Below are 14572 nucleotides of genomic sequence, written 5' to 3'. Positions count from 1 at the left end.
GAGGGGCAGCAAGTCGATTTATTGCGGTTCTTTTTCTTCAAAAGGCAGCGTCATGTTACGCAAATCGCGTTTGGTTTCCACTAAAACCAGTGGTCCTTCCTGCACTTGAACCACTGCCGGGCGTTCACGGGGCACGTGAACTGGTTTTGGTTCGGCCGCGATGGCCGCCTGGACCGCTGCAATTTTTTCCGGGTTCGAGTTGACCCAGCTCAGGCCGGAGCTCTGCGCCACCTGGACCAACTCGCCCAGTGGCAGCTCAAACTGCTCAAGCTTGGGCATGGCTGCTGCCGGTGCCACAGGCTCCGCCACTGGGGCCGCGACCATGGACACGGTGACCGGTGTTGCCACGAGCTCCGGCGCCGCAGATGACACAGCGACAGGGATTGCTGCCGGCGCCGCGGACACGGCGGCTGGCGTTGCCGCAACCGGGATCGGTTCCGCCGGGGTCGTGGCTGCTTCAGGGCTGGCCGTGAAGTAGGACTTGCGGGGCTCTTGCGCCGAAGGCTCTGCTAAAGGCTGGCTGTCACGCGATGGCTGGTCATGACGCTCCCCTTGTTCGGGGCGCTCACCGCGAGGTGCACGATCCCGGCCATAGCGGTCACGGCTGCGTTTTTCACGCGCTGGTGCGCCCTCGGGACGCTCCGTTGCCTGACCGGCAAGGCTTGGTTCGAGGTCGGCAACATTCTCGTGCGAGACGGCCAAGACATCGGTGCGGCTGGCCTCTTGATTGAACGCGTCGCTGGGGACGTTGGCGTCAGGCCGACGGTTGCGTTCGGGACGACGCTCATTGCGCAGGTCGGGCCGGAGCTCATCGCGTTCAGCGGGACTGGTCGACTCGACCCCGTCGACTCGCTCGCTGCGGCCGCGACCACCGCGGCCGCCACGGCCACCCCGTTCAGAATTGCGCGCTGGGCGCTCTTGCCCTGGTTCCGTCCTGGATGTCTCCTGGCCTGTCCCGTTGAGTGGCGTCTGCACTTGGCTGGCGCCTGTATCCATCGCGCCGGGTCTGCCTTCGCCGTCGAAACGCTCACGCGGGCCAGACGCTGGACGCTCACCGCGACCCGTTCTACCGCCACGTCCGTCACCACGTCCCCCGCGGCCACCTCTGCCGCCACGACCTTCGTCGCGACCTTCGCTACGGGGTTCGCCACGACGGGCGCCTTCGCGGCTCGGGCGTTCTTCGCGCTTGTCGGCCTGGCCCGCGTCTGCCTTGGGTTGCGCGGGGACGACCGGTGTTGCTTCGGGCGCAAACAGCCGCTTGAGCCAGCCAAAGAAACCACCTTCTACCGGCGGCACTGGGGCCACGGACGCAGGTACGGGCCTGGGTGCCGTGCGTGCGGCGACCGCTGGCTTGACGGGCTCGGGCCGGGGCGGTGCAACAGGCGCCGGGGCATCGGGCAAGACGCCTTTGATGATCGGCGTCTGCTTGTTGGTGGGCTCCTGCGAGCGGCGTGTCACCGCTGTGGCGTCTTCCATCTGATCGGCCATCTTGTAGCTCGATTCGATGTTGTCCAGGCGCGGATCGTCATGCTTGAGACGCTCCAGCTTGTAGTTGGGGGTTTCCAGTGTCTTGTTGGGCACCATCAGGACATTGATGCGTTGCTTGAGTTCAATTTTTGTAATCTCGGCCCGTTTTTCATTGAGCAAGAAGGAGGCAACCTCAACCGGAACCTGGCACAGCACCGAGGCTGTGTTGTCTTTCAGAGACTCTTCCTGGATGATGCGCAAGATCTGCAATGCACTGGATTCCGTGTCACGGATGTGGCCGGAGCCGCCGCAACGCGGGCAGGGAATGGAGGCGCCTTCTGACAAGGCGGGGCGCAGCCGCTGGCGGCTCATCTCCATCAGACCAAATTTGCTGATGGTGGCAAACTGCACACGGGCGCGGTCCTGCCGCAGCGAGTCGCGCAGGCGGTTTTCCACGTCGCGGCGGTTGCGGCTTTCTTCCATGTCGATAAAGTCGATCACGATCAGACCACCCAAGTCCCGCAGGCGCATCTGGCGTGCCACTTCTTCAGCCGCTTCCAAATTGGTGCGGGTGGCGGTTTCTTCGATATCGCTGCCTTTGATGGCGCGTGCCGAGTTGACGTCCACCGACACCAGCGCTTCGGTGTGGTCAATCACAATGGCGCCACCGCTGGGCAATTGCACGGTGCGGGCGTAGGCCGATTCGATCTGATGCTCGATCTGGAAACGGCTGAACAGCGGTGCATCGTCGCGGTAGCGCTTGACGCGGTCGGCGTGCTCGGGCATCACATGGGCCATGAACTGCTGGGCCTGGTCAAACACGTCGTCGGTGTCGATCAGGATGTCGCCGATGTCGTTGTTGAAGTAATCACGAATGGCGCGGATCACCAAAGACGATTCCTGGTAAATCAGGAAGGCGCCCTTGGCACCCTTGGCGGCGCCATCAATGGCGGCCCACAATTTAAGCAGGTAGTTCAGGTCCCATTGCAACTCGGGCGCACTGCGGCCAATGCCGGCGGTGCGGGCAATGATGCTCATCCCGTTGGGGTATTCAAGCTGATCGAGGGCCTCTTTCAGGTCGGCACGGTCTTCGCCTTCAATGCGGCGTGAGACACCGCCTCCGCGTGGGTTATTGGGCATCAGCACCACGTAGCGGCCAGCGAGCGACACGAACGTGGTCAGGGCAGCGCCCTTGTTGCCGCGCTCTTCCTTTTCCACTTGCACCAGCAGTTCCTGGCCTTCACGGATGGCATCCTGGATACGTGCCTGGCCGACGGCCACGCCTGGTTGAAAATACTGCCGGGAAATTTCCTTGAATGGCAGAAAGCCATGACGGTCTTCACCGTAATCGACAAAACAGGCTTCCAGCGACGGCTCGACGCGGGTGACGACGGCCTTGTAAATGTTGCCCTTGCGTTGTTCGCACCCTTCGATTTCAATCTCGTAGTCGAGGAGTTTTTGTCCGTCGACAATGGCCAGGCGGCGTTCTTCAGCCTGCGTGGCGTTAATCAGCATCCGTTTCATGGGTAGCATTCCTTCAATTCAAATAACAGATAAGCTCTTGACGAGCCATTGATACCGGAACTGACGCTTCGAATTGAGGAGGAATTGCCGGAGAACCAGGACTCAAACAAAAAGTTCTGGTGTAGGCGCGTGGAGGGGAACGGGTTGTCTGGATTGTGAATTTGCTACTAAATAAATAGCTCTATGCGCCCATTGTGTGGGCGCTGACGGCCAATTCATGCCAAAACGCGGCGCGCAAACGCGCCCCAGGCAATTTTGAATCAGGCTCAACAACACAAACATCTCGTTTCATTCCGATCACAGGCAAATCTGTCTGTGATCTTGGGGTATTCCGTATCAGGGTTCCAAAGCGTCGTCTTGACCGTTTGTCCTGCAGGCCACTGCAAGCATCTGGCTTGCGGTTTGCGTGCATTGGCAATCGGCGGTATCGACCTTCTGGCGGTGCTGTTGAGTGCTGGTGAACTAAACTCCACGTCAGTTATGAATTAACTTCTCGTTAAATCAACCACTTACAGCTCTTCGCTAGTGAAACACATTATAGGGGGCAATCCAGTCCCACCGACACCTCAGGCTACAACGATACGCGTCGACGAAGACGCGGCTGGGCAGCGCCTGGATAATTTCCTGATGCGTCACCTCAAGGGCGTACCCAAAACCCATGTCTATCGCATCATTCGCAGTGGCGAAGTCAGGGTGAACAAAGGTCGGGCGTCTGCCGATGCACGGTTGGCGGCGGGTGATACCGTGCGCTTGCCGCCGCTGCGAATTTCCGAGCGGGTGGCGGAAAAAGCCGAGGCGATGACGCAAGCCATGGCCCGTGGAGCGCCAGCGCGGGACTTTCCCATTTTGTTTGAAGATGAGCAACTGCTGGTCATTGATAAGCCGGCCGGCGTGGCCGTGCACGGTGGTTCGGGCGTGAGTTTTGGCGTGATCGAACAATTGCGTATGGCCAGGCCCCAAGCCAAATTTCTGGAACTGGTGCACCGCCTGGACCGGGACACCAGTGGTATTTTGTTGATTGCGAAAAAGCGCAGCGCCTTGACCCGACTGCAAAGCCAGTTTCGCGAGCGCGAAACCGGCAAGACCTATCTGGCCTTGGTGGCAGGGCACTGGCCAGCCAACAAGAAGGTGCTGGACAAGCCGCTCTATAAATACCTGCTGCCAGGCAAGGACGGCAGTGCGGGCGAGGGCGAACGACGCGTCAAGGTGGTGTCCCGGGATGATCCCAACGGCATGCCGTCGGTCACGCTGGTGAAAGTCAGGGAGACGACGGCGACCAGTTTTACCTTGCTTGAAGTCACTATCAAGACCGGGCGCACGCATCAAATCCGGGTTCATCTTGCCAGCGAGGGCTATCCGATTGTCGGCGACGATAAATATGGCGACTTTGGCCTGAACAAGAAATTACTGCAGTCCGGGCCCCGGCCCGGCCTCAAACGCATGTTTTTGCATGCATGGCGCTTGCAATTCAACCATCCCGCCAGCGGCGAGCGACTGGAACTGCTGGCGCCCCTACCGACTGAACTTGAGGCTTTTTCCGACCATGCCGCACCGTCTTCATCCTGAGATTGCCAGAGTCCGCCAGTTCGACTTGATCGCCTTCGACTGGGATGGCACCTTGTTTGATTCCACCGCCATCATCACGCGTTGCATTCAAAACGCCGTGCGTGACGTGGGCGGCGCGGTGCCGAGCGACAAGGACGCCGCCTACGTGATCGGCATGGGCTTGATGGAGGCCTTGGCGCACGCGGCGCCGGACGTGCCAGTGGACAAGTACCCCCAGTTGGGGGCGCGCTACCGCCACCATTACCTTGCCCGCCAAGGTGATATCAGCTTGTTTGAGGGCGTGTTGTCGCTGCTGGCCGATTTGAAGGCGCGCCAGCACTGGTTGACCGTGGCCACCGGCAAGAGTCGGCGCGGCCTGAACGATGCCTTGCAGGCGGTGGAACTCAAAGGCTTGTTCGATGCGTCGCGTACGGCGGATGAAACGGCGGGCAAGCCCGACCCCCGCATGTTGCTCGAATTGATGCGCGAGTTTGATGTGGCACCTGCGCGCACGCTGATGATTGGCGACACCACGCATGATTTGCAGATGGCACTTAACGCGGGCTGCGCCAGTGTGGCGGTGAGTTACGGCGCGCATGAGCCTGAGGTGTTTGCCGCCCTGCAGCCCCGCTTCATTGCCCATTCGGTGGGCAGTTTGCATCGCTGGTTGCTGGACAATGCCTGATATGTTTGAGTTCCGCGCATGGAGCAATTGATTCCCCTGTGCCCTTCAGCTGATTTGCTTGACAGTGGCGATGGCGTGCCGTTTGAAGTGATTTATTGCGGCCGCAGCGGCCGCGGCTTTGCAATCCGTTACCAAGGGCAGGTCCATGCCTACTTGAATCAATGTTCGCATGTGCCGATGGAGATGGATTACCAGCCCAACCATTTTTTTGACAGTACCGGCCACTGGCTGATGTGTTCCACGCATGGTGCAATTTACGCCCCCCAGACCGGCCACTGTCGTATGGGTCCGTGCCGGGGCGGCCTGATCAAAATTGGGACGTCCGAGCTTGACGGCGTCGTGCACTGGCATACTGCCCCTAATCTCAAACCCCTAGAGTTTTAAATGACCGAACCCAACAACCCTGACAAAACGGTCGAAGTATCAGTTTCGACCACGCCTGAGAGTTTAGAATCAAATCAGGCTGCAGCCCCCGTCCATGGTGAGAAGCATGCTACCAAAACAGGTAGCAAGAACGAGGCAGTTGACAGCCCGGGCTGGGAGCGCGCGACGCTGGAAAAGCTGGCATTTGCGTCGCTGACCGAGCAGCGTTTGGCGCGCCGCTGGCGTACTTTTATGCGGCTGGCCTGGTTGGCATTCTTTATTACTGTGGCGTGGCTGGTCATCAGTCAAAATGGGGCGTCCCGTGCCGCCTTGAAGCCGCACACGGCCGTCGTTGAGATCAAAGGCGAAATTGCGTCTGACACGGACGCCAGCGCGGACGCGATTGTTGCTTCTTTGCGGGATGCCTTTGAAGACGCCGGAGCCCAGGCGGTGGTGCTGTTGATCAATTCGCCGGGTGGCAGCCCGGTACAAGCGGGCATCATCAACGATGAACTGCTTCGCCTCAAAGCCAAGCACAAGAAGCCGGTCTACGCCGTGGTTGAAGAAACATGTGCGTCGGCCGCTTATTACATTGCCGTTGCAGCTGACAAGATTTACGTCGACAAGGCCAGCATCGTCGGCAGCATTGGCGTGTTGATGGATGGTTTCGGCTTTACGGGTTTGATGGAAAAACTGGGCGTCGAGAGGCGTCTCATGACGGCGGGCGAAAACAAGGGTTTTTTGGACCCGTTCAGTCCGCAGACCGAGAAGCAGCGCGTTTTTGCCCAAGCCATGCTGAACCAGATCCACCAACAGTTCATCGACGTTGTCAAGGCTGGGCGCGGCACCCGGCTCAAGGAAACCCCTGAGACCTTTAGTGGCCTGTTCTGGAGCGGCCAGCAGGCGATTGAACTCGGACTGGCGGACCAGTTCGGCAATCTTGACTTTGTCGCGCGTGAAGTGGTCAAAGCCGAAGACATCATTGATTACACCCGCCGTGAGAATGTCGCAGAGCGTCTGGTCAAACGGTTTGGCGCCTCTATTGGCCAGGGTGCGGTGCGGGCGATTCAGTCGACGCCGACGCTGCGCTGAATCTGCGCAGCGTTGTCAACGACCCAGCGCGAACACCGCTGGCGTCGAATTGTCCAGCGGCGAGGATTTTTGCCGCCAGTTCTTGATGGTTTCGCTGCGACACACGCCCCGGCTTAAGGTGAGGCCACTGCACACTGCCAACCGCGTGTTGTGCTGCAGTGTTTGCAGCAGTGTCTGCAGCATGGCCGCGTTGCGGTAAGGTGTTTCAATAAACAACTGGGTCTGCCCGGTTTTTAGTGCCAGTGATTCCAACTCGCGCACGCGCTGGGCACGCTCCGCAGCGTCTTGCGGCAGGTAGCCCACAAAGGCAAAATTCTGGCCGTTGAGCCCGCTGGCGGCCAGTGCCAGCAACAATGAAACCGGGCCGGTGAGCGGCACAACTTCAATCCCCAGATCATGGGCGGCGCGCACCACCGAGGAGCCCGGGTCCGCCACGGCCGGCATGCCGGCTTCGCTGACCAGCCCCACGTCATGGCCTTGGCCTGCAGCGTCGAGCAGATGACGCGCGTCAAAGTTGCCGGTGTGATCGCCTTTCTTATGCACTTCGCGAGGCAGTTCCTGAATGTGCAGGGCCTGCAGCGGGACGCTCAGAGGTGTGATCTCATTCACTCGTTTCAAGTAGGCGCGAGCTGATTTGGCGTTTTCACAGACCCAATACTGAAGCCGTGCTGCCACCGCCAGGGTGCCCCGAGGCATGGTATTTTCCAGGTTGACTTCGCTGGCGCAGCCGAAGTCCAGCGGTGCAGGCACCAGGTAGAGTTTGCCGCTGGTAACTTGCGTGGGCTTGGTCGGTGTTGTTGTCATGCGCCCAGCACCTTGATGCCTGCGGCCTGAATCATCCGGCAGGTGCGGATCATCGGCAGTCCCACCAGGGCCGTTGGGTCGTCGTTGTCAATACTGTCGAGCAAAGCGATGCCAAGACCTTCGCTCTTGGCGCTGCCCGCGCAGTCATAGGGCGTCTCCGCGCGCAGGTAAGATTCGATTTCGGCATCCGAGAGTTGGCGAAAATTGACTTTGACCTGGGCCAGATCCATCTGCGCAAAACCGGTCTCAAGGCAGACCACTGCCACCGCAGTCTGGAAAATCACGGACTTGCCACGCATTTGCTGCAACTGGGCAACCGCGCGCGCATGGTTGCCGGGCTTGCCAAGGGCCTGGCCGTCCAGCTCGGCCACCTGATCCGAGCCAACCACGACGCAGGACGGAAATTGCGCGGCCACGGCACGGGCCTTGGCCATGGCCAGGCGACAGGCCAGCTGTTGCGGTGTTTCGCCAGCCCATGCTGATTCATCGACATCGGGCGCGGCGACTTCGAATGGAATGCGCAGCCGCGCCAGCAGTTCGCGGCGGTAGGGCGATGTGGAGCCCAGGATGAGTTTGCGTTGGATAGGTTCAGACATGCCTTGATTCTCTTACACTGCGGGCATGAAACAAGAGTCAGCCCCTACCCATTTGGATGTCAAGGTGTTTGCGCAAGCCGCGAGCGCGATCACCGGACATGATTTGCTATCAAAATTCGTGCGTTTGCTGGAGGAAACAAAAGGGCATGGCGCTGATCTGATCATTGATTGGTCAGCCCGTGGCGAACTTCGAACCGACGAAGCGGGCGCCGAGCAGATCTGGCTGCATTTGACGGTTGATGCCAGTCTGCCCCTGATTTGCCAGCGTTGTCTGGGTCCGGTGGATATTGCTGTGCGTGTTAACCAGTCTTTTCGCTTTGTCGGAAGTGAAGAAGCGGCTGAAGCACAGGACGAAGAGGCCGAAGAAGATGTGCTGGTTCTGAGCCGTGACTTCAACCTGGCTGATCTGATTGAAGACGAGGTGTTGATGGCGTTGCCGGTGATTCCCCGTCATGAAACATGCCCGGTGGAGCTCAAGCTGACGGCTGTGGATCCGGGTTTTGAGGCAGAGGCCACCGAAAAGGTCAATCCTTTCTCGGTGTTGGCCAAGCTCCGCAGCGGCAAAGGCAGTTGAGACGGCAAGGTACGCTATAATTCGAGGCTTCGCGCGGATCAAACAAACGCGTGTTCCACTAACCCAAGTTGTTGCAGCGTTCGCAACACACCTGCCAAGGAGCCGATCATGGCCGTTCAACAAAACAAAAAGTCACCCTCCAAGCGCGGCATGCACCGTGCGCACAATGCCTTGGTCGTGCCGGGTATTGCCGTTGAGTCCACCACGGGCGAAACCCATCTGCGTCACCACATCAGCCCCAATGGCTTTTATCGTGGTCGCCAGGTTCTCAAGACCAAGTCAGAAGCCTGATCGTTTTTTCTTAACCAAGGCCCGAGGCTGCTATGTTTGTAGCCTCGGGCCTTTGTTTTAATGCGCCTGGTAACCGGATTTCATTTGCTTGGGTGGGCTAGCTTGTCATGATCACTATCGCTGTCGACTGTATGGGGGGCGATCATGGCCCGCGCGTCACGCTGCCTGCCTGTCGCCATTTTCTGGATCGTCACGCTGACGCGCAGTTGTTGCTGGTGGGGCGGCCTGAGAGTCTGCGCGCATTTTCCCATCAGCGCGCCAAAACGGTCGCGGCCAGTGAGGTCGTCAGCATGGATGATCCGCTTGAAGTCGCTCTTCGGCGCAAAAAAGATTCCTCCATGCGGGTAGCTATCCAGCAGGTCAAGGATGGCGCTGCACAGGCAGCGGTGTCGGCCGGCAACACCGCTGCGTTAATGGCCATCTCGCGCTATTTGCTCAAAACCCTGGATGGCATCGATCGCCCCGCCATCGCTGGCCAGATTCCCAATGCCAAAGGTGAAGCAACGACCGTGCTGGACATGGGGGCCAATGTCGATTGTTCGGCTGAGCACTTGCTGCAGTTCGCAATGATGGGCTCCGCCCTAGTATCGGTCTTGAACGGCAAGGACAGTCCTAGCGTCGGCCTGCTTAATATTGGCGAAGAAGCAATTAAAGGTAATGAAGTCATAAAGAAAGCCGGTGAACTGCTTCGATCTGCCTCCAAAGCGGGGGATTTGAATTTTTATGGCAATGTCGAGGGCAACGACATTTTCAAGGGAACTGCTGACATCGTGGTGTGTGATGGTTTCGTTGGCAACGTCGCCTTGAAAGCCAGCGAGGGCCTGGCGACGATGATCGTTGATTTTTTGAAAATGGAATTCTCTCGCAGTATTTTTACAAAATTTGCGGCAATTGCTGCCTATCCCATCATATCGGCGCTTAAAAAGCGTATGGATCATCGTCGCTATAATGGGGGTGCTTTGCTGGGCCTGCGCGGTCTGGTCTTCAAAAGCCACGGCTCCGCCGATGAATTGGCATTTGAGTATGCTTTAACCCGGGCGTATGATGCGGCCCGAAACAACTTGCTAGACCGTGTTCAAGCCCGGATTGCCCATGCAGCCCCCCTATGGGGTGCCAGTGGGCGACCCGGGTTGTCCAATACAGTCGCACTCGTCTGATCAATGAAACTTTATTCACGTATCACTGGAACTGGCAGTTATCTGCCGCCCCGTCGACTGACCAATTCCGATCTGGCGGCAGAACTTGCCACGCAAGGTGTTGAAACTTCGGACGACTGGATTGTTGAGCGCACCGGCATTCGGGCGCGCCATTTTGCTGCGCCGGAGGTTTGCAGCAGCGATCTGGGCCTTGAAGCCGCACGCCGGGCTTTGCAGGCCGCTGGGGCAAAGGCCCAAGATATTGACCTCATCATCGTCGCCACCTCCACGCCCGATATGGTGTTCCCCTCGACCGCTTGTATATTGCAGGACAAGCTGGGAGCCAATGGTTGCCCGGCGTTCGACGTGCAGGCTGTCTGCAGCGGTTTTATTTACGCTTTGAGCATTGCCGACGCGATGATCAAGACCGGCGCTGCCAAGAAAGCGCTGGTGATTGGCGCAGAAGTCTTTTCACGTATTCTCGATTTCAAGGACCGGACCACATGTGTGCTGTTCGGTGATGGTGCTGGCGCCGTGGTGCTGGAAGCGTCCGACACCCCCGGTATTCTCGCCAGTGACTTGCATGCAGACGGCAAGCATGTTGGCATTCTGTGTGTGCCGGGCCACGTCTCAGGTGGCAATGTGCTGGGCGCCCCGCTGCTGCAGATGGATGGTCCGGCCGTGTTCAAGCTGGCGGTGGGCGTGCTGGATGAAGCCGCCCGCGCCGTTCTGGCCAAGGCGGGCAAGACAGCGGCCGATATTGACTGGCTGATTCCGCACCAGGCTAATATTCGCATCATGCAGAGCAGCGCCAGAAAGCTCAAGCTGTCGATGGACAAAGTCGTCGTCACAGTCGACCAGCATGGCAATACCTCCGCGGCTTCCATTCCCCTGGCGCTTGATGCGGCGGTGCGTAGCGGCAAGGTCAAGGCTGGTGAACTGCTGCTGCTGGAAGCGGTGGGCGGCGGATTTACCTGGGGTGCTGTGCTGCTAAATTTGTAGCATATAGTGAAGTAAGAACGGGGGCTGTAGCCTCATCCAATCCTAATATTAGCCATAACAGCATGCAAGCTTTCGCTTTTGTATTTCCCGGCCAAGGGTCCCAGTCCATGGGTATGCTTGATGCTTGGGGTGATCATCCGGTGGTGCTGGAAACGCTCCAGGAGGCCTCTGATGCCTTGGGCGAAGATGTTGCGGAGCTCATCCGGAGGGGTCCCAAGGAAGCACTGGCCCTGACGACGAATACCCAGCCGGTGATGTTGGTGGCAGGGGTGGCCGCGTACCGTGTCTGGATCGCCGAGACCGGCGCTGCGCCATCCGCTGTGGCGGGGCATTCGTTGGGCGAATACTCGGCGCTGGTGGCTGCCGGTGTGCTGACACTGACTCAGGCCGCCCCGTTGGTGCGCTTTCGGGCCCAGGCCATGCAGGATGCAGTGCCTGTCGGCGTGGGCGCCATGGCCGCTATTCTTGGCTTGGATTCTGCAAAAGTCATAGCGGGCTGCGCAGAGGTCACCAAGGAGTTGGGCGAAACACCGGATGAAGTAGTGGAAGCCGTCAATTTCAATGACCCTCTGCAGACGGTCATTGCCGGTACCAAAGCAGCCGTTGAAAGAGCCTGTGTGGTGTTAAAGGCCAAGGGCGCCAAGCGGGCCCTGTCGCTGCCCGTGTCAGCGCCTTTCCATTCCAGTTTGATGAAGCCGGCCGCGGCAAGACTTAAAGAGAAATTGAAATCGGTCGATTTTTTGGCGCCCCAGATTGCGCTCATCAACAATGTGGATGTCGCCGTCGAGGTTGACGCTGATCGGATTCGCGATGCCTTGTACCGTCAGGCCTTCGGGCCGGTGCGCTGGGTTGAGTGCATCCAGGCACTCAAGGCTCGTGGATTGACTACCCTTGTGGAATGCGGTCCCGGCAAGGTGCTGGCCGGCACGGTTAAACGCATCGACCCGGACTTGAACGCCATGGCGCTGTCAGATCCAGCCAGCCTGGTTGAGCTTAAGAAATTACTTTTGGGTGCCGCATGACTGATATCAAATTTGACGGACAGGTCGCTTTGGTGACGGGTGCGTCGCGTGGCATTGGTGCCGCCATTGCCCTGGAGCTGGCAAAACAGGGGTTGAAGGTCATTGGTACGGCGACGACCGACGACGGAGCCGCAAAAATTGGGCAAACCCTGGCAGCTTTCCCCGGGTGCAGCGGCAAGACTTTGAACGTCAACGATGCGCAGGCGGCCGAAGTTTTGATTGGTGAAATTGTCAAAGAACATGGCGGCTTGCAGGTGCTGGTGAACAATGCCGGTATCACGCGCGACAACCTGGCCATGCGGATGAAAGACGACGAGTGGGATGCCGTGCTGGACACCAACCTCAAAGCGGTATTTCGCATGAGCCGTGCCGTCATGCGCACCATGATGAAGCAGCGTTATGGCCGCATCATCAGCATCACCTCCGTGGTGGGGGCCTCAGGCAACCCGGGACAGGCCAACTACGCCGCCGCCAAGGCGGGCGTGGCCGGCATGACCCGCGCGCTGGCCCGTGAGCTGGGCTCGCGTTCCATCACGGTCAATTGTGTGGCACCCGGTTTTATCGAAACCGACATGACCGCCAGCCTGCAGGAAGAGCAGAAAAAAGCACTGGTGAGCCAAATCCCGCTGGGGCAACTCGGCCAACCCTCTGACATCGCCCACGCGGTGGTCTACTTGGCTTCACCGCAGGCGGGCTACGTGACCGGGCAGGAATTGCATGTCAATGGTGGCATGTACATGTAAGATGTAAGCCGATTTATCCGCTCGGCAGCCGGATTGGGGTATCAGCCCTGCACCCGGCTAGAATCGCGGATTAATTTACAACACTCTGAGTGAACCCATGAGCGATATTGAAGCACGCGTTAAGAAAATCATTGCCGAACAACTCGGTGTGGAAGAAGCACAAGTCACCAGTGAAAAAGCCTTTGTGGCCGATCTGGGGGCTGATTCGCTCGACACAGTGGAGTTGGTGATGGCCCTGGAAGATGAGTTCGGTATAGAAATTCCGGATGAAGACGCTGAAAAGATTACGACAGTGCAAAACGCCATTGATTACGCCAATACACACAAGAAAGCGTAAGGGGCTCTGCTGGCGGCGCGCTAAAGCGTCGTTGCGCTTGCTCTGACGGACTGGGCTGCTTTGGCGCCAGTCTGCAAGTCTGGTTTCATGCCGCTGCTGGCGGCTTTCCTTAGCTAAACTACTGGCTGCAAATTTTTATGTCCCGTCGTCGCGTTGTAGTAACAGGTTTGGGGTGTGTCAGTCCCGTGGGTAACACGGTGGCTGACGCGTGGGCGAACCTGCTGGCCGGAAAATCCGGCATTGATCTCATTACCAAGTTTGATGCCTCCAGTTTTTCCTGCAAGATTGCGGGTGAAGTCAAAGGCTTTGATCTGGGGTCTTACATCGGCAGCAAAGAGGCGCGCACGATGGACACCTTTATTCACTTCGGTATCGCGGCGGCGAGTCAGGCCGTGGCCGATGCCGGTCTGCCCACCGGCGAGGCGCTGACAGAGGAGCTGGCAGTCCGCATCGGCTGTTTGATCGGTTCAGGCATTGGCGGCTTGCCAATGATCGAGGACATGCACACCGAGTTCGTCAACCGGGGCGCGCGCCGTATCTCTCCATTTTTTGTGCCGTCCACGATTGTCAACATGATCGCCGGTCATGTGGCGATTCGTTGTGGTTTCAAAGGGCCCAATATGGCCATCGTGTCGGCCTGCACCACCGGACTGCACTGCATTGGTGAAGCTGGCCGCATGATTGAATATGGGGATGCCGACGTCATGGTGGCGGGTGGCTCCGAAGCCGCGGTGTCGGCCCTGGGTGTTGGTGGCTTTGCCGCCATGCGGGCTTTGAGCACCCGCAACGATGACCCCCAAACGGCCTCGCGCCCGTGGGACCGGGACCGGGATGGCTTTGTTTTGGGTGAAGGCGCCGGCGTGATGGTGCTCGAAGAGTACGAACACGCCAAGGCCCGCGGTGCCAGGATCTACGCCGAGCTGGCTGGTTTTGGCATGAGCGCCGATGCCGGCCACATGACCGCCCCCAACATGGATGGCCCACGCCGCGCCATGCTAAATGCCATGCGCAACGCCGGGGTCAACGCCGATCAGGTTGATTATTTGAATGCCCATGGGACTTCCACGCCGTTGGGGGACCTGAACGAAACCAATGCCATCAAGGCTGCGTTGGGGGAGCAGGCGAAAAAGACGGTGGTCAACTCCACCAAATCCATGACCGGGCACCTGCTGGGCGGTGCTGGCGGCCTTGAGTCCATCATTACCGTGCTGGCGCTGTATCACCAGAAGAGCCCACCGACCACCAATATTTTCAACCAGGATCCCGAGTGCGATCTGGACTACTGCGCCAATACGGCGCGCGACATGAAAATTGATGTGGCCCTGAAAAACAACTTTGGGTTCGGTGGTACCAATGGCTCGCTTGTTTTCAAGCGCGCGCCCTGACGTTTG

15 protein-coding genes are annotated in these 14572 nt (G+C 58.9%); 12 read left to right on the top strand and 3 right to left on the bottom strand.

The window, feature by feature from the left end:
- Positions 1 to 18: 18 nt before the first annotated feature.
- Positions 19 to 2991: an Rne/Rng family ribonuclease gene (locus WA157_RS19385; RefSeq protein WP_422622543.1), complete on the bottom strand. Its 2973-nt coding sequence runs from the start codon at positions 2989 to 2991 to the stop codon at positions 19 to 21.
- 525 nt (positions 2992 to 3516) lie between these two features.
- Here WA157_RS19385 and WA157_RS19380 point away from each other — a divergent pair.
- From WA157_RS19380 to WA157_RS19365, 4 genes are read left to right on the top strand one after another with little or no spacing between them, the layout of a single operon-like run.
- A complete protein-coding gene (locus tag WA157_RS19380; protein WP_422622542.1) occupies positions 3517 to 4557 on the top strand; it encodes an RluA family pseudouridine synthase in 1041 nt (346 codons plus the stop codon).
- Positions 4535 to 5221 (top strand): HAD family hydrolase, encoded by a 687-nt coding sequence (locus WA157_RS19375; protein ID WP_422622541.1) that lies wholly within the window; start codon positions 4535 to 4537, stop codon positions 5219 to 5221. Before WA157_RS19380 ends, WA157_RS19375 begins: the two co-directional genes overlap by 23 nt.
- An 18-nt stretch (positions 5222 to 5239) precedes the next feature.
- Positions 5240 to 5605, top strand: coding sequence for a Rieske (2Fe-2S) protein (locus tag WA157_RS19370; protein WP_422622540.1), 366 nt, complete (start codon positions 5240 to 5242; stop codon positions 5603 to 5605).
- On the top strand, positions 5606 to 6676 hold the full coding sequence (locus WA157_RS19365; RefSeq protein ID WP_422622539.1) for a S49 family peptidase: 1071 nt from the start codon (positions 5606 to 5608) through the stop codon (positions 6674 to 6676). It abuts the gene before it with no gap.
- Between the two features lie 15 nt (positions 6677 to 6691).
- Here WA157_RS19365 and WA157_RS19360 read toward each other — a convergent pair whose 3' ends face one another.
- Positions 6692 to 7480, bottom strand: coding sequence for an SAM-dependent methyltransferase (locus WA157_RS19360; protein ID WP_422622538.1), 789 nt, complete (start codon positions 7478 to 7480; stop codon positions 6692 to 6694).
- Entirely contained in the window at positions 7477 to 8076 is a 600-nt protein-coding gene (locus tag WA157_RS19355; RefSeq protein WP_422622537.1) for a Maf family nucleotide pyrophosphatase, read from the bottom strand. Before WA157_RS19355 ends, WA157_RS19360 begins: the two co-directional genes overlap by 4 nt.
- 25 nt (positions 8077 to 8101) lie before the next feature.
- Here WA157_RS19355 and WA157_RS19350 point away from each other — a divergent pair, with 25 nt between their 5' ends.
- The 8 genes from WA157_RS19350 (at position 8102) to fabF (ending at position 14566) form a co-directional block, all read left to right on the top strand.
- Entirely contained in the window at positions 8102 to 8650 is a 549-nt protein-coding gene (locus WA157_RS19350; protein ID WP_422622536.1) for a YceD family protein, read from the top strand.
- 108 nt (positions 8651 to 8758) lie between these two features.
- The gene (gene rpmF, locus WA157_RS19345) at positions 8759 to 8941 is read left to right on the top strand and encodes a 50S ribosomal protein L32 (RefSeq protein ID WP_011464025.1); all 183 of its coding nucleotides are present in this window, start codon (positions 8759 to 8761) and stop codon (positions 8939 to 8941) included.
- A 107-nt stretch (positions 8942 to 9048) separates the two neighbouring features.
- Positions 9049 to 10098, top strand: coding sequence for a phosphate acyltransferase PlsX (gene plsX / locus WA157_RS19340; RefSeq protein WP_422622535.1), 1050 nt, complete (start codon positions 9049 to 9051; stop codon positions 10096 to 10098).
- 3 nt (positions 10099 to 10101) lie between these two features.
- The gene (locus tag WA157_RS19335) at positions 10102 to 11079 is read left to right on the top strand and encodes a beta-ketoacyl-ACP synthase III (RefSeq protein WP_422622534.1); all 978 of its coding nucleotides are present in this window, start codon (positions 10102 to 10104) and stop codon (positions 11077 to 11079) included.
- A gap of 62 nt (positions 11080 to 11141) precedes the next feature.
- Positions 11142 to 12101 (top strand): ACP S-malonyltransferase, encoded by a 960-nt coding sequence (gene fabD, locus WA157_RS19330; RefSeq protein WP_422622533.1) that lies wholly within the window; start codon positions 11142 to 11144, stop codon positions 12099 to 12101.
- Positions 12098 to 12844, top strand: coding sequence for a 3-oxoacyl-ACP reductase FabG (fabG, locus tag WA157_RS19325; protein ID WP_422622532.1), 747 nt, complete (start codon positions 12098 to 12100; stop codon positions 12842 to 12844). Before fabD ends, fabG begins: the two co-directional genes overlap by 4 nt.
- A gap of 97 nt (positions 12845 to 12941) precedes the next feature.
- Entirely contained in the window at positions 12942 to 13181 is a 240-nt protein-coding gene (acpP, locus tag WA157_RS19320) for an acyl carrier protein (protein WP_011464030.1), read from the top strand.
- A 137-nt stretch (positions 13182 to 13318) separates the two neighbouring features.
- The gene (fabF, locus tag WA157_RS19315) at positions 13319 to 14566 is read left to right on the top strand and encodes a beta-ketoacyl-ACP synthase II (protein WP_422622531.1); all 1248 of its coding nucleotides are present in this window, start codon (positions 13319 to 13321) and stop codon (positions 14564 to 14566) included.
- Positions 14567 to 14572: the final 6 nt, after the last annotated feature.

It is taken from the genome of Rhodoferax ferrireducens (assembly GCF_049302455.1).
GTDB lineage: Bacteria > Pseudomonadota > Gammaproteobacteria > Burkholderiales > Burkholderiaceae_C > Rhodoferax > Rhodoferax ferrireducens_B.
Note: the sequence above shows the minus strand (reverse complement) of the source record. Positions and strands in the feature narration are given on the sequence as shown.